General features: G+C 65.6%; 20 protein-coding genes. 12 read left to right on the top strand and 8 right to left on the bottom strand.

Translation table 11 applies throughout. The features are described 5' to 3' along the window. Nucleotides 1–102 precede the first annotated feature (102 nt). Nucleotides 103–981, bottom strand: a complete 879-nt coding sequence (locus tag P9875_RS24800) for a phasin family protein (protein ID WP_278316870.1) — start codon at nt 979–981, stop codon at nt 103–105. 369 nt (nt 982–1,350) lie between these two features. Between P9875_RS24800 and P9875_RS24795 the strand changes: the two genes are divergently transcribed. The 11 genes from P9875_RS24795 (at nt 1,351) to P9875_RS24745 (ending at nt 13,324) form a co-directional block, all read left to right on the top strand. Beyond that, on the top strand, nt 1,351–2,625 hold the full coding sequence (locus P9875_RS24795; RefSeq protein WP_099402885.1) for an amidohydrolase family protein: 1,275 nt from the start codon (nt 1,351–1,353) through the stop codon (nt 2,623–2,625). Nucleotides 2,626–2,661: 36 nt separating this feature from the next. Further along, nucleotides 2,662–3,180: a GNAT family N-acetyltransferase gene (locus tag P9875_RS24790; protein WP_278316869.1), complete on the top strand. Its 519-nt coding sequence runs from the start codon at nt 2,662–2,664 to the stop codon at nt 3,178–3,180. Next, nucleotides 3,177–3,719 (top strand): GNAT family N-acetyltransferase, encoded by a 543-nt coding sequence (locus P9875_RS24785; RefSeq protein WP_255206112.1) that lies wholly within the window; start codon nt 3,177–3,179, stop codon nt 3,717–3,719. The genes P9875_RS24790 and P9875_RS24785 overlap by 4 nt, the downstream gene beginning before the upstream one ends. Nucleotides 3,720–3,855: 136 nt before the next feature. After that, nucleotides 3,856–5,127 (top strand): ABC transporter substrate-binding protein, encoded by a 1,272-nt coding sequence (locus tag P9875_RS24780; RefSeq protein ID WP_423221803.1) that lies wholly within the window; start codon nt 3,856–3,858, stop codon nt 5,125–5,127. 95 nt (nt 5,128–5,222) lie between these two features. Then, the gene (locus P9875_RS24775) at nt 5,223–6,113 is read left to right on the top strand and encodes a carbohydrate ABC transporter permease (RefSeq protein ID WP_278316868.1); all 891 of its coding nucleotides are present in this window, start codon (nt 5,223–5,225) and stop codon (nt 6,111–6,113) included. Further along, entirely contained in the window at nt 6,101–6,928 is an 828-nt protein-coding gene (locus P9875_RS24770) for a carbohydrate ABC transporter permease (protein ID WP_278316867.1), read from the top strand. Before P9875_RS24775 ends, P9875_RS24770 begins: the two co-directional genes overlap by 13 nt. A gap of 10 nt (nt 6,929–6,938) precedes the next feature. After that, the gene (locus P9875_RS24765; protein WP_278316866.1) at nt 6,939–7,979 is read left to right on the top strand and encodes an NAD(P)-dependent alcohol dehydrogenase; all 1,041 of its coding nucleotides are present in this window, start codon (nt 6,939–6,941) and stop codon (nt 7,977–7,979) included. A 2-nt stretch (nt 7,980–7,981) separates the two neighbouring features. Beyond that, nucleotides 7,982–9,106: an ABC transporter ATP-binding protein gene (locus tag P9875_RS24760; protein WP_278316865.1), complete on the top strand. Its 1,125-nt coding sequence runs from the start codon at nt 7,982–7,984 to the stop codon at nt 9,104–9,106. Between the two features lie 35 nt (nt 9,107–9,141). Beyond that, on the top strand, nt 9,142–10,032 hold the full coding sequence (locus P9875_RS24755; RefSeq protein ID WP_035821643.1) for an AraC family transcriptional regulator: 891 nt from the start codon (nt 9,142–9,144) through the stop codon (nt 10,030–10,032). A gap of 17 nt (nt 10,033–10,049) precedes the next feature. Then, on the top strand, nt 10,050–11,528 hold the full coding sequence (xylB, locus tag P9875_RS24750; RefSeq protein ID WP_278316864.1) for a xylulokinase: 1,479 nt from the start codon (nt 10,050–10,052) through the stop codon (nt 11,526–11,528). A gap of 170 nt (nt 11,529–11,698) precedes the next feature. Beyond that, nucleotides 11,699–13,324, top strand: a complete 1,626-nt coding sequence (locus P9875_RS24745; RefSeq protein ID WP_278316863.1) for a methyl-accepting chemotaxis protein — start codon at nt 11,699–11,701, stop codon at nt 13,322–13,324. Here P9875_RS24745 and P9875_RS24740 read toward each other — a convergent pair. Further along, on the bottom strand, nt 13,321–15,486 hold the full coding sequence (locus tag P9875_RS24740) for a TonB-dependent siderophore receptor (protein WP_278316862.1): 2,166 nt from the start codon (nt 15,484–15,486) through the stop codon (nt 13,321–13,323). The genes P9875_RS24745 and P9875_RS24740 overlap by 4 nt on opposite strands. Nucleotides 15,487–15,893: 407 nt before the next feature. Here P9875_RS24740 and P9875_RS24735 point away from each other — a divergent pair, with 407 nt between their 5' ends. Further along, on the top strand, nt 15,894–17,708 hold the full coding sequence (locus tag P9875_RS24735; protein WP_278316861.1) for a putative bifunctional diguanylate cyclase/phosphodiesterase: 1,815 nt from the start codon (nt 15,894–15,896) through the stop codon (nt 17,706–17,708). Here the strand turns inward: P9875_RS24735 and P9875_RS24730 are convergent. From P9875_RS24730 to P9875_RS24705, 6 genes are all read right to left on the bottom strand, one after another. Next, the gene (locus P9875_RS24730) at nt 17,699–20,146 is read right to left on the bottom strand and encodes a TonB-dependent siderophore receptor (protein WP_278316860.1); all 2,448 of its coding nucleotides are present in this window, start codon (nt 20,144–20,146) and stop codon (nt 17,699–17,701) included. The genes P9875_RS24735 and P9875_RS24730 overlap by 10 nt on opposite strands. Before the next feature lie 77 nt (nt 20,147–20,223). Continuing rightward, nucleotides 20,224–21,177: a FecR domain-containing protein gene (locus tag P9875_RS24725; RefSeq protein WP_278316859.1), complete on the bottom strand. Its 954-nt coding sequence runs from the start codon at nt 21,175–21,177 to the stop codon at nt 20,224–20,226. Next, on the bottom strand, nt 21,174–21,695 hold the full coding sequence (locus P9875_RS24720) for a sigma-70 family RNA polymerase sigma factor (protein WP_341353808.1): 522 nt from the start codon (nt 21,693–21,695) through the stop codon (nt 21,174–21,176). Before P9875_RS24720 ends, P9875_RS24725 begins: the two co-directional genes overlap by 4 nt. A gap of 11 nt (nt 21,696–21,706) precedes the next feature. After that, nucleotides 21,707–22,060 carry a DUF3325 domain-containing protein gene (locus P9875_RS24715; RefSeq protein ID WP_225242842.1) on the bottom strand — a complete coding sequence of 118 codons (354 nt, stop codon included), beginning with the start codon at nt 22,058–22,060 and terminating at the stop codon, nt 21,707–21,709. Next, the gene (locus tag P9875_RS24710) at nt 22,060–23,682 is read right to left on the bottom strand and encodes a PepSY-associated TM helix domain-containing protein (RefSeq protein ID WP_278316857.1); all 1,623 of its coding nucleotides are present in this window, start codon (nt 23,680–23,682) and stop codon (nt 22,060–22,062) included. The genes P9875_RS24715 and P9875_RS24710 overlap by 1 nt, the downstream gene beginning before the upstream one ends. Beyond that, the gene (locus P9875_RS24705; protein WP_278316856.1) at nt 23,679–24,014 is read right to left on the bottom strand and encodes a DUF3649 domain-containing protein; all 336 of its coding nucleotides are present in this window, start codon (nt 24,012–24,014) and stop codon (nt 23,679–23,681) included. The genes P9875_RS24710 and P9875_RS24705 overlap by 4 nt, the downstream gene beginning before the upstream one ends. Nucleotides 24,015–24,016 lie beyond the last annotated feature (2 nt).

The following is a 24,016-nucleotide window of genomic DNA, read 5'->3' as shown; positions in this document are numbered from 1 at the left end:
GTACGCGTAGGATACAACAAGGCGGAAAAGCGCGCTGTGGACGGGCACGCAAAAAACGGGCCGTAGCCCGTTGTTTTGCTGCGTCAGTGGCGTGCGCGAGGCTTACTTGCGGCCGCTGCCGCTGCCTTTGCCACCACCCAGCATGTCGAGCTGTTTCGATGGCGTGCCCTTGGGCGCAACCTTGGCTGTCGGCTTGGCGGCTGGCGCTGGCGCGTGCTTGACGGCGGCCTTGGCAACGGTCTTGCCGGCGGCGCTGGCCGGCTTGGCGGCCGGTTTGCTCGAAGGAACTGGTTTGGCGGCCGGTTTGGCCGGTGCTGGCGCGGCGGCTTTCGCTGGCGCAGGTGCAGGTGCGGGCTTGGCCGCTTCCGGCTTGGCTGCCGGTTTGGCCGCCGGCTTGACTTCCACGGCTTTCACTGCTGGCTTGTCGGCAACCTTCTCGGCAACCTTGGCAGGCGCCGCCGCTGGCTTGGCTGCCGGTGCGGCGACAGGGGCAGGCGCGGGCGCCGCCTTGGCGACGGGCTTGGCCACTTCGGCAGGCTTGGCGGCAACGGGCGCTGGCGCCGCTGCTGGCGCTGGCGCAGCAAGGGGAGCGGCAGGTGCCGGTGCGGTGGCGACAGGAGCTGGGGCGGGTGCGGCAACAGGGGCGGCCGCATCGAGGCGATCCTTGGCCGAAGCCAGCAATTCAGCCTGGGTGCTCGAGGCGATGCCGAACAGCTGGCGGCTGTAGGCCAGCACGCTCTCGATGTTCGGTTGTGCCTGGCTGCTGCTGTAGCTGAAGAAGTCGCGCGGGTCCTGCGTTTCCAGCAGGTGCTGCGCCGTTTCCGCCGTCTGCGAGATGGCGGCCTTGCCGGCGTTCAGGTTCAACGCGATGATTTTCTCGGCGCTTTCAAAGACTTTGCTGGTGAGGGTGCTGAAGATTTGCAGCTGGCTTTCCAGTTGCGACTTGGCGGCGCTGGAAAATTGTTCAGGAAGCGGAAACATATTTACTCCTTTGTACGGATTAAAATGCTGGCAAAACGCTCTGCAAAATCCCGAAAACCAGAGTTGGCCGCGTTTTGTAAAGTGGGTAGCGCGCGAATAGACTGTTTATGATGCAACGCAATATGAATATTCTAGCGGTGATTCGAGTTAGTTGAAAGCTATTTTCTCAAGGGCGTGCGCCGCAGGCTTGCCGCATTTAGGCGCCCGGCAGCATTTGCCGGAAGTTTGCGCGCGCGCAAAGCGTTGTCAGGGAATCTATGGCTACGCTTTTGCCAGTGACTATATTCTTGCACTGCAGCATCCTTGAAGCGATAAGCTGACAATGCACTGGAAGCGCCAGATACCGTAGTCAACCGAAGGAGTGTCCGCATGGACCTAGTCATCCGCAATGCCAGCCTGCCCGACGGGCGCCGCGCCATCGATATCGCCATCGAGGGCGGCCGCATCGCCGCCGTCGGCCCCGCCTTGCCCGTGACGGGCGCGCAAGAGATCGACGCCGCCGGCGACCTCGTCACGCCGCCGTTCGTCGACGCCCACTTCCACATGGACGCCACGCTCAGCTACGGCTTGCCGCGCGTGAACGCTTCCGGCACCCTGCTCGAAGGCATCGCCCTGTGGGGAGAATTGAAACCGCAACTGACGCAGGACGCGCTGGTGGCGCGGGCCCTGCAGTATTGCGACTGGGCCGTGGCGCGCGGCTTGCTGGCCATCCGTTCGCACGTGGATATTTGCGACCCGCGCCTGCTGGCCGTCGAAGCGCTGCTCGACGTCAAGCGGCAAGTGGCGCCGTATCTCGATTTGCAACTGGTGGCCTTCCCGCAGGATGGCATCCTGCGCAGTCCCGGCGCCTTCGATAATTTAAAACGCGCGATTGCCATGGGCGTCGACGTGGTGGGCGGCATCCCGCATTTCGAGCGCACCATGGCCGACGGCGCGGAATCCGTGCGCCTGCTGTGCGAATTTGCCTGCGAACGGGGCCTGATGGTCGACATGCATTGCGACGAGTCGGACGACCCGCTGTCGCGCCACATCGAAACCCTGGCCTTCCACAGCCAGCGCCTCGGCATGCAGGGCAGGGTGACGGGTTCGCACCTGACGTCGATGCATTCGATGGACAATTATTATGTGAGCAAGCTGCTGCCGCTGATCCGCGAGGCGGGCGTGGCGGCCATCGCCAATCCCCTCATCAACATCACCCTGCAGGCGCGCCACGATACGTATCCGAAGCGGCGCGGCATGACGCGCGTGCCCGAGATGCTGGCTGCCGGCATCCCCGTCGCCTTTGGCCACGACTGCGTGATGGATCCGTGGTACAGCCTCGGTTCGGGCGACATGCTGGAAGTGGCGCACATGGGCTTGCACGTGGCGCAGATGACGGGCCAGCAAGCGATGCACGAGTGCTTCCTCGCCGTCACCGAGACGCCGGCGCGCATCCTGGGCCTCGATGGCTACGGCATCGCGCCCGGCTGCCATGCGGACTTGCTGATCCTCGATTGCGGCAGCACCGTGGAAGCGCTGCGTCTGCGCGCGGCGCGGCGCCTGGTGCTGCGGCGCGGGAAAGTCGTCAGCGAAGCGCCGCGCGCGCAATCGCGCCTGCACCTGCCGGGGCGTCCGGACAGTGTGAACTTCCGCCTGGGCCGCTGATACAATCAGCCATCACTTGTTATCGGGAGCACCGACTTGAAAGAAATTGATATCCGCCCGGCCAGCGAAGCCGACTTCGACGCCATGTGGGACATCTTCCACACCCTGGTGGCCGCCGGCGACACCTATTCCTTCCCCGCCGACACGACGCGCGAAGAATGCCACGCCTACTGGTTCGGCCCCGGCGTGCAAAGCTTCGTCGCCATGATGGGCACGGAGCGCCTGCTGGGCATGTACAAGCTGGTGGCGAACCAGCCGGGCCATGGATCGCACGTGGCCAATGCATCGTTCATGGTCGATCCGGCCGCGCAGGGCGTCGGCGTGGGCCGCATGCTGGGTGTGCACTGCATGGAAGAAGCGCGCCGCGCGGGCTACCTGGCGATGCAGTTCAACTTCGTCGTCAGCACCAACCTGGCCGCCGTCACGCTGTGGAAAAAGCTGGGCTTCACGGTCGTCGCCACCCTGCCGCTGGCCTACCGCCACGCGCAGCTGGGCTATGTCGACGCCTACGTGATGTACCAGTTGCTGACCGACCCGATGCAGTGGCCGGCATGAGCGGCGCCGCGACAGAGCCGATGACCGTGATCGAGACGCCCCGTCTGCGCCTGCGCACCGCCACCCTGGACGACGCGGCCTTCTACATGGAGCTGGTGAACGACCCGTCGTGGATCGCCAACATCGGCCAGCGCAACATCCACACACTGGAGGCGGCCCGCGCCGCGCTGGAAACGGGACCCATGGCGCAGTTCCGCGCGCATGGTTATTCGCTGTACATCGTCGAGCGCCGCAGCGACGGCGCGCCCGTGGGCATGGCCGGCCTGGTGCGCCGCGACAGCCTGCCCGGCCCCGATATTGGCTATGCCGTGCGTCCCGCCTACTGGGGCCAGGGCTATGCCTGGGAGGCGACGGCGGCCATCGTGCAGCATGCGCAGCAGGTGCTGCGCCTGCGCACCCTGTACGGCATCACCTCGCAGCAAAACCAGGCATCGATCAATCTGCTCAACAAGCTGGGGCTGCGCTTCGAACGTTTCTCGCGCCTGCCGCCCGAGGGCCGGGAGACGAATATCTACCGCAAGGATTTTCGCCTGGATTGACGCGGCAAATACGTACCGGAAAAGTGAAAAATAGTATTTAAAATCTGGCCGTTTTTGTAGTGGTGGCGCGCGGTCTTTGTTTTTATAGTTGGCATACCGGTGGAAAACCGCCGGACTATAAAAATGGAGACGTGTTATGAAAATCATGACTGCTGTTGCATGGGGCGCCCTCATGTCCGCCGGGTTTGCAGACGCCTCGGCGCAAAGCTGCTCGGTGCCCGTGCTCAAAGTGCTGGCGCAAAAAAGCCTGGGCCTGACGGTGATGGAAAAGACCCTCGCCGAGTATGAAAAGAAAAGCGGCACCAAGGTACAAATCAGCTATTTCGGCGAAAACGACCGCCGCTCGAAAGCCCGCCTCGACGCCTCCACCAAGGCCGGCTCCTACCAGGTCTATTACATCGACGAAGCCAACGTGGCTGAATTTGCCACGGCCGGCTGGGTCCTCCCGCTGCTCAAATACCTGCCCAAGGAGGCCGATTACGAGGACTTCCTGCCGGGCCGCCGCGCCGTCGCCTCGTACAAGGGCGTGGCGTATTTCGCCCCCCTGATCGGCGGCAGCGACTTCCTGTTCTACCGCCGCGACTTGCTGGAAAAGGCCGGCATCGCCGTGCCGAAGACGCTCGACGAACTGGTCGCCGCCGTCAAGAAAATGAACAGCCCGCCGAATGTGTACGGCTGGGCGGCGCGGGGGCAGCGTGGCTCGGGCATGAATGTCTGGCGCTGGTCGCCGTTCATGCTGGCCGCCGGCGGCAAGTGGGAAAAGGACGGCGTACCCACCTTCAATTCGCCGCAGGCCGTGAAGGCCACGACCCTGTACCGCGACCTGTTCAAGTATTCGCCGCCGGGCGGCGCCACCTACGACTGGAGCAATGCGCTCGAAGCGTTCAGGTCGGGCAAGGTGGCCTTCATGATTGAGTCGACGCCGTTTGCCGACTGGATGGAAGACCCTAAGAAATCCTCGGTGGTCGACAAGGTCGGCTACGTGCGCCCGCCCGCGCCGCTGGCGTCTGCCGCCTACGGCCATGGCCTGGCCATCTCCGCCACGGGCGCCAGGGATGAATGCACGCGCCAGGCGGCTGGCAAGTTCATCGCTTTCGCCACGGGCAAGGAGCAGGAGCAGGCGCGCCTGAAGGACAACGTCTTCAGCGACTACAACCGCACCAGCACCATCAACAGCGACTACTTCCGCAAGCACGTCAAGCCGCAGATCCAGGCGGGCCTGACGGACACCACGCCCGTCTCGCGCGTCACCATCTGGCCTAGTCCCGAGTGGCCGGATATCGGCGACAACCTGGGCGTCGTGCTCGAAGAAGTCTTTACGGGCACACGCGGCGACGTGCAAAGCGCGCTCGATGAGGCGAATGAGTATGCGACCGAGGTGATGCAGCGGGCTAGCAAACGCAAATAAGGCGTATCGCCGTTTCACCCAACGGCGGAAGTGCCGGGGTCAGACCCGTCGGGTCTGACCCCGGATTTACGCTAACGAGCCTGAAAGCCTATTTTATGCCGCACTCCATCCATAAAAAACGCCACACCTGGCTGCCAGCCGTCTTTCTGACCTTGCCGCTGCTGGTCCTGCTGGTACTGGGCCTGGTGCCCAGTATCGCCGCCATCAACCTGGCCCTGCAAAACCGCGTGCTGCGCTACAGCGACAGCGAGTACGTCGGCTTTGCCAATTTTCTCCGCCTGTTCGGCGACCGCCGCTTCGTCAATGCCGTGCAAGTGTCGGCCATCTGGGAAGTGGTCACCGTGGCCGGCTCGCTGATCGTCGGCGTGCTGCTGGCCGTGTTCCTGTTCGAAAAAGTGAAGGGCCGCACGCGTGATCTTCTCGCGCTGCTCTTGATCGTGCCAGTGCTGCTGCCGCGCGTGTCGGCCGCCTTCATTTGGAAGTTCATGTATTCGCCGCTGATGGGCATCCTCAACTGGCTGCTCGAATGCGTCGGCCTGGGCGGCACGGCCCTGCTGTCCGATCCCGCCACGGCCCTGTATGCGGTGGCGCTGGTCGATATCTGGCAGTGGGGCCTGTTCTTCGGCGCCGTCATCCTGAAGCTGCTGGAAACCCTGCCCGGCGAACCGCTGGAAGCGGCGCGCCTCGATTACGCCAGCACGCTCCAGGTGTATGCGTACATCGCGCTGCCGATGCTGAAGGTGCCCATCATGAGCCTCGTGTTCATCAAGATGGTCGAGTCGCTGCGCTCGTTCGACCTGATCTACGTGATGACCAAAGGCGGCCCCGGCATTTCCACGGAAACCCTGGACATGTACGCGTATGCGCAGGGCATCGGCCTGATGGGCAAGGTGTCGTATGCGTCCAGCATGGCCGTGCTGATGATGCTGGCCACGACAGTAATATTCACCCTGCTCTGGAAGCGAGTCGCCAAATGGGAAAACTGACTATCCGGCGCGGCGTGGACCATGCCGCCACCACTACCATCACCACCGTGATTATCCTGGTGGCGCTGTTCCCCATCCTGTGGGCCGTGCTCAATTCCTTCAAGGAGCTGATGGACATCGTCACGCCCGTGCCGCGCTTTTTCTTCAGCCCGACCCTGGCCAACTACAAGCAGGTGCTGGCCAGTCCGGAAGTGCTGACGGGCCTGGGCAACAGCGTGGCCATCGTCGGCGTGGCCGTGCTGCTGGGCGCCGTGCTGGGCGTGCCGGCCGCGTATGCGATCGCCCGCTATCCGATCCCGGCCAAGAAGGATATCCAGTTCTTCCTGCTGTCGCTGCGCTTTTTGCCGCCCGTCGCCGTCGCCATTCCCTTGATCTCGATCTGGATCGACCTGGGCCTGTACGACTCGCGCCTGTCGATGGTGGTGACGTATCTGCTGGTGACCCTGTCGACCATCATCTGGCTGTCGATTCCCGCCTTTGCCCGCATTCCGAAAGAGATCGAGGAAGCGGCGGCGCTCGACGGCTACGGCCCCTATCAGGTGTTCTGGCACGTGGCCCTGCCGGTGGCGTCGAAAACCCTGATGGGTGGCATCGTCTTCAGCTTCGTGCTGGTCTGGAATGAACTGATGATCGCGCTGGCGCTCACCTCCTCGAAAAGCATGACATTACCCGTGGTGGCGTCGGCCTTCACCTCGATGGGCCAGGAAGTGCCGTGGGGCGTGGTGAACGCTTCCACCGTGCTGCTGGCGCTGCCGCCGCTGCTGTTCGTCGGCATCCTGGGACGGCTGCTCAACTCCATGCTCAAACATAAATAAGGAATTCATCATGCAAGCTCTCGTACTGGAACAAGCGCATTCCATCACCTTGCGCGACATCGACCTGCCGCTGGCCGTCGGTCCGCGCGACGTGAAAATCAAGATTCATACCGTGGGTATCTGCGGCAGCGACGTGCATTACTTCAAACACGGCAAGATCGGCCCCTTCGCCGTCGAAGCGCCGATGGTGCTCGGTCACGAGGCGTCCGGCGTGGTGGCGGAAGTGGGCGATGAAGTGACGCACCTGAAGGTGGGTGACCGGGTCTGCATGGAGCCGGGCGTGCCGCAGTTCGATTCGCCGGCCACCATGCGCGGCCTGTACAACCTGGACCCCGCCGTGCGCTTTTGGGCCACGCCGCCCATCCACGGTTGCCTCACGCCGTATGTCGTGCATCCGGCCGCCTTTACCTTCAAGCTGCCCGATAACGTCAGCTTCGGTGAAGGCGCCATCGTCGAACCGCTGGCCATCGGCCTGCAGGCGGCGAAGAAGGCGGCCATCAAGCCCGGTGACGTGGCCGTGGTGATCGGCGCCGGCACCATCGGCGCCATGAATGCGCTGGCCGCGCTGGCGGGCGGCTGCTCGCGCGTGATCCTGGCCGACCTGGTGCCGGAAAAACTGGCCCTGTTCGCCGATAACCGCGCCGTGACCACGGTCGACGTGCGCCAGGCCAGCCTGGCGGAGACTGTGCGCGACTTGACGGACGGCTGGGGCGCCGACATCGTTTTCGAGGCCAGCGGCAGCATGCGCGCCTACGACAACATCGTCGACTTGCTGTGCCCGAACGGCTGCCTGGTGCTGGTCGGCATGCCGCCGGATAAGGTACCTTTGGATATCGTCGCCATCCAGGCCAAAGAAGTACGCATCGAATCGGTGTTCCGCTACGCGAACATCTTCCCGCGCGCCATCGCGCTGCTGGCCTCGGGCAAGATCGACGTCAAGCCCTTCATTTCGCGCACCTTCGGTTTTGCCGACGGCGTGCAGGCGTTCGAGGAAGCGGCCAAGGGCCACCCGCGCGACGTCAAGATCCAGATTGAACTGGCAGGAGACTGATCATGGCAAATATCACCTGCAGGCAGCTGCACAAGACGTATGACGAGAAGACGGCCGTGCTGCAGCCGTTCGACCTGGAAATCGATGACGGCGAGTTCATCGTCCTGCTGGGGCCATCGGGCTGCGGCAAGTCGACCCTGCTGCGCATGATCGCGGGCCTGGAAGACATCAGCGGCGGCGAGCTGTTGATCGGTGGCGCCGTCGTCAACGATTTGCCGCCCCGCGCGCGCAATGTGGCGATGGTATTCCAGAATTATGCGCTGTACCCGCACATGACGGTGTATGACAATATCGCCTTCGGCCTGCGCCGCCTGAAGGTGCCGCACGACGAGATCGAGCGCCGCGTGCGCGAGGTGGCGGCCATCCTCAGCCTGGACAGCCTGTTGGAACGCAAGCCGCGCGCCATGTCGGGCGGCCAACAGCAGCGCACGGCCATTGCGCGCGCCATGATCAAGACGCCGCAAGTGTTCCTGTTCGATGAACCGCTGTCGAACCTCGATGCCAAGCTGCGCGCGCAGCTGCGCGCCGACATCAAGCGCTTGCACCGGCGCCTGCGCACCACCACCCTGTACGTCACGCACGACCAGCTCGAAGCGATGACCCTGGCCGACCGGGTGGTGCTGATGAAGGGCGGACACATCGAGCAGATCGGCACGCCGGCGGAACTGTACAACCATCCGCGCACCCTGTTCGCGGCCGGGTTCATCGGCACGCCGGCCATGAACTTCATCGATGGCGTCGTCGAAAAAGACGGCGGCCAGACGGTGCTCGTGTGCGCCGGCTACCGCTGGCCACTGGTCTCGTCCCGCTTCGCCGCGCTGACGGCAGGCAGCCGCGTGGTCTTCGGCCTGCGCCCGAACCACTTGCGCGCGGCGCTGCCGCAGGAGCCGGCGGGTACGCATGGCCTGGCGTGCGCCATCGACCTGGTCGAGCTGCTGGGCGCCGAAGCGCTGATCAGCTTTCAGTGCGGCTCCTTGAGCCTGTCGGCCCTGCTGCCGGCGAACGCGGCCAACAGCGCGGCGCAGGTGGGCCAGAGTCTGGCGCTGGCTTTCGATGAAGAGCACATGCACCTGTTCGACGCCGACAGCGGGCTGGCTTTGGCGCTCAGTGCTCAGCTAAGTGGTTAGAATAGCTGGCAACGAGACCGCGCAAGGGAACTGCCGTGACGCCTGACCTGGAACTGATCCACAAACCGATCCACGAATCGTTTCGCGCGTGGGCGCACGGCTTTCCGCACACCGTGGCGAAATGGCATTTCCATCCCGAGTACGAACTGCACTTCATCATCACATCGAATGGCAAATTTTTTATCGGCGACCATATCGGCAGTTACGGGGCGGGCAATCTGATCCTGACGGGGCCGAACCTGCCGCACAACTGGGTCAGCGAACTGCCGGAAGGCGTGATCCTGCCCGAGCGCGACCTGGTGCTGCAGTTTTCCGGCGACTTCATCGAACGCTGCGCGCTGCTGTTCCCGGAAATGGCGCCCCTGAAAGCCCTGCTGGGCGAGGCAGGCAGGGGTTTGCAATTTCCCGATGCGCTGGGCCTGCGCCTGGTGCCGCTGATGAAGGAATTGACGACGGCGCAGGGCTTGCGCCGGGTCGAACTGTTTACGCGCCTGTTCGGCGAGCTGTGCGAGTGCCGCGAGCGGCGGCCCCTGGCCAGCGTCACTTACCTGGCGCAGGCGGGCCGCTACATGTCGTCGACCATCAACCTGGTGCTGGCGTATATCAAGCAGAACATCACGCTCGATTTTTGCGAGCAGGACGTGGCCGACGTGGCGGAAATGAACACCTTGAAATTCACGCGTTTCTTCCGCAAGCATACGGGCACGTCGTTCATTCAATACGTCAACCAGGAGCGCATCGCGCTCGCTTGCGAGCTGCTGATGAACACGGACATGAAGGTCACCGATATCTGCTACCGCACGGGCTTCAACAACCTTTCCAATTTCAACCGCCAGTTTTTGGCGCACAAGCAGATGTCGCCGTCGAAGTTCCGCTCCTGCCTGCTGATGAACATGCCCGAGCCGTCCGGCGACGGCCATTCTTAACTTTCTTCTGGAATCAAATGACATATCTCGGTATCGATATCGGCACCTCCGAAATCAAGGCCATCCTCACCGATGACGCTCAGGCCATCCTTGCCAGCGCCGGCGTGGCCTTGCGCGTGTCCAGTCCCCATCCCGGCTGGTCGGAACAGAATCCCGAAGACTGGTGGCACGCCACCCTGGACGTCATCGCCGCCATCCGCGCCGCCCAGCCGGTGGCGTTTTCCGGCTTGCGCGGCATCGCGCTGTCGGGCCAGATGCATGGTGCCACCCTGCTCGACAAGCAGCAGCACGTGCTGCGCGCCGCCATCCTGTGGAACGACACGCGCGCCTTTGCCGAATGCGTGGAACTGGAGGCATTGGTGCCCGAGTCGCGCGCCATCACGGGCAACCAGGCCATGCCCGGCTTCACGGCGCCCAAGCTGCTGTGGCTGCAAAAGTACGAACCGTCGCTGTTCCGCGCCACGGCCAAGGTCTTGCTGCCCAAGGATTACGTGGCGCTGCGCCTGACGGGCGAGTATGTGTCCGACATGTCCGACGCTTCCGGCACCCTGTGGCTGGACGTGGCCAAACGCGACTGGTCCGAGCGCATGCTGGCGGCCACTAGCCTGTCGCGCGAGCACATGCCGCGTCTGGTCGAAGGCAGCGCCGCCGCTGCGCAGGTGCGCCCGTCGCTGTGCCAGGAGTGGGGCATCGCGCACACGGTGCTGCTGGCCGGCGGCGCGGGAGATAACGCAGCAGCCGCCGTGGGCCTGGGCGTGGTGGAGCCGGGCGCCGGCCTGCTGTCGCTGGGCACGTCCGGCGTGCTGTTCGCCGGCAGCGATGGTTTTGCGCCGAATCCGGGCCAGGGCGTGCACGCGTTCTGCCACTGCCTGCCCGAGCGCTGGCACCAGATGAGCGTGATCCTCAGCGCCGCGTCCAGCCTCAGCTGGGTGGCGCGGCTGACCCAGTCGAGCGACATCGGCGAATTGGTCAAGCTGGCGGAAAGCGTCGAGGCGCGCACGGCGCCCATCTTCCTGCCGTATTTGAGCGGCGAACGCACGCCGCATAACGACGCCTCCGCGCGCGGCGTGTTTTTCGGTTTGTCGACGGAACACGGGCGCGCCGAACTGGCCTACAGCGTGATGGAAGGCGTGGCCTTTGCCATGGCCGATGGCAATGCGGCCCTGCGCAGCGCCGGCACGCACCTGGAAGAAGCGTCGTTCGTGGGAGGCGGTTCGCGCAGCCGCTTCTGGGCGCAGCTGTGCGCGAATGCCTCGGGCTTGAACGTGCTGCGTCACGACCACGGCGCGGCTGGCGGCACCATGGGCGCGGCGCGCCTGGCGCAGATGGCGGTGACGGGCTTGCCGCCCGCGCAGGTGTGCACGCGCCCGCCCGTGCAGGAAACGGTGGCGCCGCAAGCGTTTGCCGTGCTGGACGAGCGCCTGGGGCGCTACCGGCGGCTGTATCCGCTGCTGCGCGCGGAGTTTGCCGGCGCGCCAGGCGAAGGCGTGGCTTGATAGTTAACTTTTACTTGTAATTTGTTGTTTCTATGTTGAAAGTGTTTCTCTAGCGAAAGCGCTGCTTGGTTTTTCGCGGGGCGCGCCCCATGATTTCCCCATTTGGTGAGAATTGGATGGTTTTGGTGGCGCCTTTGTTGCCATCCTGTTCTTGCTGCCGGGAGAAATACATGCAACTTGCGAATCTGAAAATCTCCATCCGCCTGGGTCTGTTGGGCGCCTTCTTCTTTCTTGCGCTGGTGTTCGTTGGCGCGCGTGGCTGGAGCGCGCTCGACGCGGCCAGTGCGCGCAGCGCGGACGCCATGCAGCGTTCCGTCGCCCTGACGGAGGCGGTCGACGCGGCGCGCGGCGCGCAAGTGGAATTCAAGATCCAGGTGCAGGAATGGAAAAACATCCTGCTGCGCGGCGGCGATGCTGCCGCCTTCCAGCGCTACCGCGAAGCGTTTGTCGCCAGCGGCGCGCAGACGCGCAAGGAATTGAAAAGCCTGCAGGCGATGATGGCCGCGCTGCAGCTCGACACGACACCCGTGGAGCATGCGCTGCAGGCGCACGACGCGTTGGGCGTGAGCTACCTGGCGGCGCTGCAAAAGTTTGATGGCGCGCGCGCCGACAGTGCCCACACTGTCGATGCGCTGGTCAAGGGCATGGACCGTGAACCGACGCGCCAGATCGACGCCATCGTCGCCGCCATCGGCAAGCAGTCGCACGCCCTGATGGAGCAGATGAAGGAGCAGGATGCGGCCGCGCACCGCAGCGCCAGCATCGCCATGCTGGCCACCGTGCTGGTGACCCTGGTCGTCGGTACTGTCACCGTGTGGTGGCTGATCCGCAGTATCACGGTGCCGCTGGGCGCTGCCGTCGGCATCGCCCAGCAAGTGGCGGCCGGCGACTTGCGCGCCGTGGTGGCCGATGGCAGCCGCGATGAAATCGGCGACCTGCTGCGCGCCTTGAAAGCGATGAGCGGCAACCTGGCCGCCATCGTGGGACGGGTGCGCACCGGCACGGACGCCATCGCCACGGCGTCCGCTGAAATCGCCAGCGGCAATATGGACCTGTCGTCGCGCACGGAGGAGCAAGCCAGCTCGCTGGAAGAGACGGCCGCCTCGATGATCGAGCTGACGTCCACCGTGCGGCAGAATAACGACAACGCGGACCAGGCGCGCCAGCTGGCCGGCGGCGCGGCCGACGTGGCGCAGCGCGGTGGCGAGGCCGTGGCGCAGGTGGTGCAGACCATGAGCCATATCAATGCCTCGTCCAAGCGCATCGTCGACATCATCGCCGTCATCGACGGCATCGCCTTCCAGACGAATATCCTGGCCCTGAATGCGGCCGTGGAAGCGGCGCGCGCGGGCGAGCAGGGACGCGGCTTTGCCGTCGTGGCCACCGAAGTGCGCAACCTGGCGCATAGGTCAAGCGCGGCGGCCATGGAAATCAAGCAGTTGATCGGCGCATCCGTGCGCACGGTGGAAGAGGGCAGCGTGCTGGCTGGCCAGGCGGGGCGCACGATGGACGACGTGGTGAGCAGCGTGCAGCGCGTGAACGCCATCATCGGCGAAATCGCCGTGGCCAGCGTGGAACAGCGCGACGGCATCGAGCAGATCAGTATCGCCATCAGCCAGATGGATGGCGTGACGCAGCAGAACGCGGCCTTGGTGGAGCAGGCCGCCGCCGCCGCGGACGCGCTGCAGCAGCAGGCGGCCAGCCTGGCCGACGCCGTCAGCATCTTCAAGCTGCATGCGGCGCCGGCACTGGCGCCGGCAGCGGAACTGAAACCGGGCCGGCTGGCGCTGGCTTAGAACGTGTACTTCGCCGTCAGCACGGCGCTGCGCGGATCGCCGAATGCATTGCCGCTGTCGATGCTGCTGATGGCCTGGTAGTAGCTGCGATCGAAGACGTTGGTCACGCTCAGGCGCACGTCGAGCTGGCCGTTCACTTGCCAGCCCGCGTTCAGGTCGGCCACCGCGTAGCCGCCCTGGCGGATGGCGCTGTTGGTCTTGTAGATCTGGTTCTGCGCCCGCAGCGCGCCGCCGACGCGCCACGCATCGGACAGGCGATAGCTGGTGGACAGGCGCAACAGGCGGCTGGGGCGCTCGGCCGCATAGCGTGCGCCTGCGGCATTGCTGCCCTGTGCCTTGGCGTACTCGGCCGTGTTGTAGGTAAAGCCCGCGCTCATCTGCCAGCGCGGCGTCAACGCGCCGGACACGCTCAGCTCGAACCCATCGCTGCGTACTTCACCGGCCGCCTCGGAACACGACAGCAGGCCGGGGCCGCACTGCGTCAGCGGCAGCGCTGTCGCCAGGTTCTTTTGCACGATGCGGAACACGGCCGCCGAGGCGTTCAGCGCGCCGCCGAAGTATTCGCCCTTCACGCCCGCTTCCATGTTGATGCCCGTGACGGGATCGAGCAGCACGCCATGCCTGTCGACGGCGCTTTGCGGATTGAAGATGCTGGTCCAGCTGCCGTACAGCGAATGGCGGGCGTCGATGTCGTACACCAGGCCCGCATATGGCGTGACTTCCCGGCTCACCTTGTAGCCGGAGCGCGCCCCCGTAAACGTATTGATGGCGCGGTAGTCGTACCAGTCGACGCGGCCGCCCACCAGCAGGGCCAGCGGATCGGCCAGGCTGAAGCGGGCCGTCGTGTAGACGCCCGTCTGCTTCGTCTTGCTGTCCTGGCCATAGTAGAAGGTGCCGATCGCCGGTTTCACGGGCGCGCCCGTATCCCAGTTCACGGGGTTGAAGGTATAGCTGTAGTCGGGCACCGACTTGTAGCCCTTGTCCTCGGTATCGCGCGTGCGGTAGCTGGCGCCGAAGACGATTTCATGGCGGCGGCCCAGCAGGCTGAAAGGACCGGCTGCCTGCGCATCGACAATGCGTTGCTGGCGGTCGTAGACAAAGGCGTTGGCCGCGCTGAGGCGGAACAGATTCGTCTTCGGCACGCGGGCGATGCCCGTGACGACGGAGTCGAGTTCGTCCTGCAGCGCCTGCGCCGCCAGTTTTACCTTCCAGCCGTTGCCCAACCGGTGTTCGAGTTCGGCGAACAGGCGCGTGTTTTTCTTGTTCCAGAAGGTCCAGTCGGGCGCGTTGCTGGCCGAGCGGTCGAGCGGCAGGAAACTGCCATCGAGCGCCGTCGGCAAGCCGTACCACGTGGAGCCGGGATTGCGCTCGTCGTTGACGTGGAAGCCCACGCTCAGGGTCGTGTCGCGCGACAGGTCGGCGTCGGCGGTGGCGTAGAGCAGGGCGCGCTTGTGGCGGTAGTTCGAGATGAACGTGTCGGTATCCTGGTAGGCGGCCACGGCGCGCCCGCGCAGGCTGCCCGCCTGGTTCAGCGCGCCGCGCGCATCGACTTCGCCGCGGTAGTCGTGGTAGCGGCCGATGCTGCCCGTAAGCGACACTTCGTTCTGCGCCGTAGGGCGCTTGCGCACGAAATTCATCGTGCCCGACGGGTTGCCCACGCCATTCATCATGCCGGCCGCGCCGCGCAGGATTTCGACCCGGTCGTACATGGCCAGAGTGGCGAAACCCAGGGTGTCGCCGTCGGCCGACATGGTCAGGCCGTCTTCCGTGAAATTGCTGATCGAGAAACCGCGCGAATAAAAGCTGGCGCGCTCGGTGGCGCCCTTGTTCAGGCTCAGACCCGGCGTGATATTGGCGATGTCCTCGACCGAGCGGATATTCATGTCGTCCATTTGCTGGCGCGTGACGACGCTGACCGATTGCGGCGTCTCGCGCATGGACAGGTTCAGGCGTGTGGCCGCGGTCATGCTGCCGCTGGTGTAGGAGCCGCTGCCTTCGGTGGTGGCGGAGGCGGCCTGCGCGTTGACGCGCACCTCGGGCAGATTCTGTTCCTGCTGCTGCGCCTGGCCATGGGCCGGTGCACCCAAGGTGCCGAGAATGGCCGCGGCCATGAGGGTCGGCGCCAATGCGGCGGCCTTTCGCTGTGCGCTGTGGTTTGTCATTGACTGCTCCCGGTGTCGCGATGATGTGGTGGATGAAGCAGGCGGATGCCTGTTTCACAATATGCGTCGCTGGGGAGAGTGTTGCGCCTGGCTTGCCTGGCCATGCCGCTGCTGTCCTGGCCTGGGCGCAGGGACTCAGATGAATGGAGTGAATCTCAATAATGAGAATCATTCTCATTTTAGTGCGGCGCAGCAATTGTTGCAATAATTGGTGAGATTGCCTGTGGGAGGATTGCAACAGTGATGACGCCTCGCCGTGATTGACACCAGTCAAGCGGCGCCCGATCAGGCAAATATCGCGCCAAAATTCTTATACTATTTCCTTTCCGCATGGTTCTGCGCCCGGCCGCATGGCGCGCGTTGCAAAGGAAAAGCATGTCTTCCATCTCTTGCCTGACGGGTGACGCATGACGGCGCTGCTGCTGGCGCTGTGCCTGACCCTCGCCGTGGTGCTGAGCGTGCTGCTGGCCTGCCAGTGGCAGGCGGCGCGCACGTGGCGCCTGCGCCATGCGACGGGCGTGGTGCTGCAGGCGGCGCAGGCGCAACGCATGGCAGAGGCGCTGGCGCTGCTGCACGCATTGCCGGCGGCCGTCGTCGGCACCGATCACGCTGGCGTGGTGCGCTACCTGAATCCCCGCGCCAGCGCCATGGGCGGTCGGCTGGGCGACGATGGCCTGGGCCAGCCCGTGACGCAGCTGCTGCCGCTATTTCACGATGGCACGTCAGTCGATGCGGCGCGCCAGGTGCGCGATTGCGTGGCGCGGCAGGAAGTGCTGGAAGTGGCGCGCGGCGCCGTGCTGCTGCGCCACCTTGACGGCAAGCGCATCGACGTGCAGTACAGCTGCGCGCCGCTGGCGCAGGGCGGCGCGGTGCTGCTGCTGCACGATGTGTCGGCGCGCCGGCGCGCCGAGCAGCAGCTGGAATTCATCGCCCACCACGATGGCTTGACGGGGCTGCCGAACCGGCTGCATTTCCAGATCCGCTTCGAGCACGGCATCGCCTACGCGCGCCGCCACCAGGCATTGCTGGCCGTGCTGTTCGTCGATATCGACCGCTTCAAATCCATTAACGACAGTCTGGGGCACGACGTGGGCGACCAGGTGCTGACGGAGTTCGCGCGCCGGGTGCAGCAGTGCGTGCGCAAGGTCGACACGGTGGCGCGCCAGGGCGGCGACGAATTCATCATCCTGCTGACGGAACTGCGCACGGCGCACGATGCCGAGCGGGTGGCCGAGAAAATCGTCGGCGCCATCGCCGCGCCCTTCGTCATTGGCGAATACAGCCTGTCGGTGGCGGCCAGCGTGGGCGTGGCCCTGTACCCGGACGACGACGACGACGTCAATGCGCTGATCGAAAAGGCCGACCTGGCCATGTATGCGGCCAAGCGCCACGCGCCCGGTACCTGCCTGCGCTACGCGCCGCGCATGCAGACGCAGTCGTATTCGCGCACCATCCTCGAGACGGCCTTGCGCCACGCGCTCGAACGCAACGAGTTCGCGTTGTATTACCAGCCGCGCATGGACTTGAGGACGCGCACGATCACGGGCGTGAAAGCGCTGCTGCGCTGGAAGCACCCGGAACTGGGCCTGATGATGCCGCTCGATTTCCTGCCGGTGCTGGAAGAAAGCGCCCTGATCCTGCCGGTGGGAGCGTGGGTGATGGCCACGGCGGTGGAACAGGCACGCAGCTGGATTGTGCAGGGGCAGAGGCTGACGGTGTCCGTCAGCCTGTCGGCGCGCCAGTTCTACCAGCGCGATATCGCACGCAATTTCGGCGCCGCGCTGGAGGCGGCCGGCGTGCCGGGCCATTGCATCGAACTGGAAATCGCTGCCGGCATCCTGATCGACCGCAACCAGAACTGCGAACTGATACTGCGCCAGTTCCGCCAGCTGGGCATGGCGATCGCCATCAGCGATTTCGGCACGGGCGACGCTTCGCTCAACTACCTGAAACGCTTTCCCACGGATGCCGTGAAGATTGAAAAGTGTTTTGTCGACGACGTGGGCAAGCCGGGCGGCGACGGCGCCATGGTGCGCGCCATCGTGGCGATGGCGCGCACCTTGGGACTGCGCACCATCGCCGGCGGCGTGGAAAGCGGCGAGCAGCTGGAACTGCTGGCCGAGATGGGCTGCGACGAGGCGTTTGGCTACTACCTGGGCCGCGCCATGGCGCCCGAGGGCATCGAGGCGCTGCTCAAAAGCAGCGAAGCCGTTCAGAACTGATAGCGCAGCGACAGCATGGCGTTGCGCGGATCGCCGTAGTAGCCGCCCATGCCCGTCGAGTAGTACTGCTTGTCGAAGACATTGTTGACATTCAGGGTCGCCACCAGTTGCTTGCTGACCTGGTACTGCGCCATCAATCCCGCCACCGCATATGCCTTCTGCGTGAAGCGTTCGCCGTTCGGCCCGCGGTCATCCATGTAGATATCGCTTTGCCAGTTCACGCCGCCGCCCAGCACCAGGCCCGGCACGCCTTGCGCCAGGCGCCAGGTGGTCCACAGCTTGGCCATGCTTTGCGGCTGGTTGGTCTGGATGCGTGCGCCGGCCGCGTTGCGGATGCGGCTATAGGCATAGCTGGCCGTCAGTTGCCAGTCGGGGCGCAGCTGGCCCGACACTTCCGCCTCGAATCCACGCGTGGTGGCACCCTTGACCGTGTGGTAGGCGTAGGAACCGCCGCCCGTGCCGATGATCCAGACATTGCCAGGATCGGCTTCGGCCAGGTTTTCCTGCTTCAGCTGGAAGAGCGCGGCGCTGGTGGTGAGCTTGCCGCCGAAAAATTCGCCCTTCGCGCCCACTTCGTAGTTCTTGCCTTCCAGCGGCGCCAGGAAGCGGCTGTTGACGTCGCGCTGGCTTTGCGGCGTGAAGATGCTGGTGTAGCTGGCATAGGCCGACCAGTGCCGGCCCAGGTCGTAGACCAGGCCCGCATACGGCGTGATCTTGCCGTTTTCGCGCATGGCGTCATACAGGTCCGTGCCGTTGAAAAAATCGCTGCGAATGTCGCGCTTCCAGTACGACAGGCGCGCGCCAAAAATCACCGACAGCGCGTCCGTCGGGCGCAGGCGCAAGGTCGAATACAGGCCGCTTTCGCGCTCCTTGTCGTACGAGCTGCCCCGGCGCGTGCCGCTGTAGTCGGGCACCGGCATGGCGCCGTTCCAGGCGTGAATATCCGGCACCGTATGGTCATAGCCATCGAGGCGCCAGTTCGGATAGAGGGGGCTATTCGTCTTGAGTTCCGAAGCGCTCACGCCCAGCACCAGTTCGTGCTGGCGGCCGAAGGCCTGGAACGGGCCGCTGACATAGGCGTCGAGCGAGGTCTGTTGCGGCTTGCTGTGCCAGTTGGCCAGCCACAGCTTCATGCCGCCGCCCGTCACGCGGTCCGGGTAGCCGTCGCCGGAAAAGCCCTGCAAGGCGTCGTACTGGTTGCTGCTGCGGCTCACGGCCACCCTGGCGATCCAGTCGTTGTCGAAATAATGGTCGAGCGTGGCGAACAGCATGCTCTGTTCGCGGTCATACGTGCTCCACGCCGCCGTGCCGTTCATCGAGCGGGGGAAATGCGTCTGCGAGCCGTCGGCGTAGAACATGGGGAATTCACGCCCCGCGCCTTTCAGCTTTTCCTGCTGGTAGTTGATGCCGGCGCCAAGCACCGTCGATGGCGTCAGATCCGCTTCGACGATGGCGTACAGCACATCCTTTTTCTGCTGGTAGCGGTCGATGAACGAGCGCTGGTCTTCATGCGCTGCGACGAGACGCGCACGCACCTTGCCGTCCGCCGTCAAGGGCATCGAGACATCGCCTTCGATGCGGTAGCGGTCCCACGAACCGAGCTGCGCGCCGGCCGTGGCGGCAAAGCTGCGGCCCGGACGTTTGCGCACCAGGTTGACGGCGGCCGACGGGCTGCCCGTGCCGCTGATCAGGCCCGTCGCGCCGCGGATGATTTCGACGCGATCGTAGATCGCCATGTCGTAGGTGCGCGCTTCCAGGCTCTTGCTGGTCGGGATGCCGTCGAACATGTACGAGGTGACTTCGAAGCCGCGTGAAAACACCTGGTCGTATTCGCGCGTGCTCGAGGAATGGTCGACCGTGATGCCGGGTGCCTGCACCAGCACGTCCTGCAAGGTGCGCAAGCCCTGGTCCTCGATCTGCTGGCGCGTGATGACGCTGACCGCCTGCGGTGTTTCGCGCAGCGACAGGTTCAGGCGCGTGGCGCTGGTCAGGCCCGCGTAGCCGCGCTTGCCTTCCGTGGTGCCGTCGCGCAGGGCGCTGGAGCTGATGGCGACTTCGCCCAAGGTGGCGGCGATCGGCGCGGCGGGCGAGGCCGCACCCGCCTTGCGCAGCACGTAGCTGCGTTCCCCGCTGGGCAGCGCTTCCAGGCCCGTGCCGGCCAGCAGGCGGGCCAGCGCCTGCGGCACCGTGTAGCTGCCGCTCAGGCCAGGCGTGCGCACGCCTTGCAGCAGTTCGGCCGCGGCGCCCACGCTCACTTTTGCTTCGATGGCAAAGCCGGCGATGGCGGCGGACAGCTCGCCCGCCGGCACGTGGAACGCCGTTTGCGCGGCGGCTGGCGCGGTGGCATCGGCGGCCATGGCCGGCGCCTGCGCCAGCGACAGCAGGATCACGGCGCTGCCGATGGCGCGCGCGAGGGGAGTCAAACGGGGTGGGTGCATGGTGTGGCCTTTCCGGTGAGTGTCGTTGTCGTACTTACAGGACAGGCCATGCCGAAAAAAGGGGCCAAATTTCACGATTATTTTTTGCGGGCCGCGAGAGTGACCCAGTACGGGGTGCGGTACAGCACATCGACGGGCAGCATGCGCGCCAGGCTGTCCAGCACGGCGTCCGTGTCGTCGAGCTGGAAGGCGCCCGACAGGCGCAAGCCCGCCACTTGCGGTTCCACGCGCAGCAGGCCGGGACGGTAGCGTGACAGCTCAAAAGCGAAGGCGTCGAGGCGCATGTCCTGCGCCGCCAGCATGCCGTGTGCCCATGCATCGGCTTGCAGCGGGGCCGGCGTGGGCAGGCCGGCGTGGCTGGCGTCGAAGCGGCTGTGCTGACCCGCCATCAGCGTGCGGACGGTGGCCGACGGCGCGCGCGGCGTGATTTCCACCGCGTGTTCGAGCACCGTCACGCGGCTGGCGTCGTCGTCGACGCGCACGGTGAAGCGCGTGCCCAGCGCGCGGATGCGGCCATGGCAGGTGGCGACGATGAAGGGGCGGCTGCCCGCATGGTCGGGGCGCGTCTGCACCAGCACTTCGCCGCGGCGCAGGGTCAGCAGGCGTTCACCGGCGCCATACGCCACGTCGACGGCGCTGTCCGTGTTGAGCACCAGGGTGCCGCCATCGGGCAGGGACACCTCGCGCCGTTCGCCCACGCCGCTGCGGTAATCAGCCAGCATCTCGTGGCGCACCAGCAGCCAGGCGGCGGGCGCCGCCATCAGCGCCAGCAATACCTGCACGGCCACGCGGCGTTGCGGCCGGCGCAGCACGGGCACGGCCAGCTCCGGCGGCAGCAAATTCGCCGTCTGGCTCACCTGCCGTACCCTGTTCCAGGCGCGCGCATGTTCCGGGTCGCGTGCGCGCCACTGGGCGCTGGCGGCCAGGTCGTCCGGCGTGGCCTGACCCGACTGCTCCAATAAATACCATTCGACGGCCTGGCGCGCCACCTTGCGCGACAGCGGCGGAGATGGCGAAGCGGCCGCGCTCATGCCGGCAAGTCCTGCGCCAGCAGCACGCATTCGGTCAGCGCCTCGGCCATGTAGCGCTTCACGGAGCGTTCGCCGATGCCCAGCTGCGCGGCGATGTCCGCATAGGCATGGCCTTCGATCTGCGCCAGGATGAAGACGGCGCGCACCTTCGGTTTCAGGCCATCGAGCATGGCATCGACGGCTTGCAGCGCCTGCAGGATTTCCACGCGCCGCTCGGTCGATGGCATATGCTGTTCGGGTAGGGCGGCCAGCGCATCGGCCCACGCGAGTTCCAGCGACTGGCGGCGCAGGTGGTTGATCAGCAGGTGCTTGGCGACGGTCGCCAGGTAAGCCTTGGGTGCGCGCAGGGCCGGCGTTTGCGGCTGCATGGGCGCGCCGGCCAGCAGGCGCGTGTAGGTGTCCTGCATCAGGTCGGCGGCCTCGGCGGCATTGCCCAGGCGCCGTTGCAACCAGTGCACCAGCCAGCCGTGGTGTGCGCGGTAATGGCTTTCCAGCTGCGTGGACAGCAGGGGTGGCATGGCCATCATCGTTACCGTACTGCCAGCGCGACGGCGGCCAGCAAGGCCGCCACGCCGATCATGCGCGCCAGGCGCATGGCCTGGTGCGGCGCATACGGCAGCAGCCAGATCAGCAGCAAGCCGCAGCCCGTCAGGCTGCCGACCCAGTAGACGAGGCCATAGCCGCCGCCGGCGATGTGCATGGCCCAGGCCAGGGCCGCCGCCAGCGCCAGCCAGCCTGCCCACTGCAGGCGGCGGCGCAGCGGCGCGGGCGGTTCGGCGCCGCGTCCGTGCAAGTCGGCGTAGTGGCGGTCCATCGCCAGGCACAGCGAAGACAGGCCCGCGTAGCACAGCGCGAAGACGAGGAAATTGGCTAACAGTTCCATCACGCGGCCTCCATCGTTTGCGCCGGTTTCACCGGTGCCGCCTTGGCCGCCTTCACGGGCAGCGGTTTCAGTTTGTACGCGGCATACGCGAGACCGAGGCCCAGCACCAGCACCACCAGGTCGAAGGCGGCTACCGCCACGGGGCCGCGGCCCAGGAACAGGGTCACGCCCAGGTGCGAATTGGTGGTGAAGACGTTCAGCACGGGCAGCGACGCCAGCAGGAAGGCGCCGGCGGCCAGCTGCATGCGCCACATGGCGCGCGAGGGGCGCAGCTGGGCGATGATGGCGGCCAGGGCCCAGGCGCCGAAGAAGCAGGCGATTTCCTCTTTTGGCCGGTCGTCCATCGTCACCGACAGCAGGCGGTTGGCCCAGAAGTAGGCGCCGAAGGCGATCGGGATGCCGGCGATGGCGCCGATGTTGAGCGCCTCGACCAGGCGCAGGCCGAAGCTGGCGCGCTTGCCGGCGGCCAGCGCCTTGGCCTGCTTCTGGCGCGTCTTGACGGCCCACAGCAGGGCGCCCGTGGCGACCATGGCGCAGCCGGCCAGGCCGGACAGGAAGAACAGGGCGCGCAGCAGCGGTCCGCCGAAATGCGCGACGTGCAGTCCCACCATGACGCCTTGCGTGGCGGCCGCGCCGGGCTGCGCCTCGCCGTCGCTCGACAGCAGTTTGCCGGACACGCCATCGAATTCCATCGATGGCTGCTTCGACGACATGTCGCGTCCACCGGCGCGCGTCAGTGAAATGGTGGCGTTGGCGTCGCCCGGGTGGTTGACGGAGATGCGCTCGACCTTGCCGCCGCCCCAGTGCTGCTCCGCCTGGCGCACGAGGGGCGCCAACGGCGTCAGCGGCGCGGCCACGCCGGCCGGCTTGCTGTCGCCCGAGCGGCCGGGGAAGGCTTCGGCGAAGAAGGTATCCTGGTCGCCCTTGTAGGCGGCCGTGACGCCGGAAGGCATGTACAGGAACATCAACGTGACCAGGCCCGTGTAGGTGATCATGATGTGATAGGGCAGGGCCAGCACGGCCGTCACGTTGTGCGCGTCCAGCCACGAGCGCTGGCCCTTTTTCGGCCGGAAGGTAAACAAGTCCTTGAAGATGCGCTTGTGCGTGACGATGCCGCTGATGATGGAGACGAACATGAACATGGCGCAGAAACCCACGATCCAGCGGCCCCAGATGGCCGACATGTAGTGCAGGTCGAAATGCAGGCGGTAGAGGAATTCGCCGCCCCGCGTTTCGCGCGGCTTCGATAGCACTTCGCCCGTGGCCGGGTCGGCTTTTTCGCTATGAAAATTGCCGCGCCGGCCGCGTTTCTTTTCGCCCGGTTTCGAGGGTTTGCTCCAGCCCAGTTGCGTGGACGGGCTGCGCTCGCCGGGCAGGCTGATGAACCAGCGCGTGGCGCCGTCTGCCCGTTCTTCCATCGCCTGTTGCGCGACCTTGGCCGCTTCCTCGGTGCTCACCTGGCTGGCGGCGGCGCCGTGCAGTTCGGGCTGCATCCACAGGGTGATTTCATTGCGGTAGTAGCTGGCCGTGCCGGCGCAAAACACCAGCAGCAAGATCCAGCAGACGAGCAGGCCGGACCAGGTGTGCAGCCATGCCATCGACTGGCGGAAACCTTCTTTCATGCGAGACTCCAGGATAGTGCGTCCATCCACTGCAGGATGGCGGCGATGACGGCGGCCGGCATCAACAGGCCCAGCCAGGCGCGCAGGGCGCTGCGCGTGGCGAAGACCCACAGCACGGCGCAGGTGTAGATGGCAAACGACAGCAGGGTGGCCGTCATGACGGCTTCGGAGCGGGCCATGGGCAGGCTCACCGACAGCAGCATGGTGACCAGCGCGGCCAGCACGTAGCCGCCGATGATGGCCGCCACGCTGCGCGACGCCACGCCGAGGCGGTAGATCGCCCCGGCGGACAGGCGCAGGCGCGCGATTTTAATGATGGCTGGCGCTGGCATGC

Source organism: Janthinobacterium rivuli (assembly GCF_029690045.1).
Classification (GTDB): domain Bacteria; phylum Pseudomonadota; class Gammaproteobacteria; order Burkholderiales; family Burkholderiaceae_D; genus Janthinobacterium; species Janthinobacterium rivuli.
This window is presented reverse-complemented; position numbering and strand designations above follow the sequence as displayed.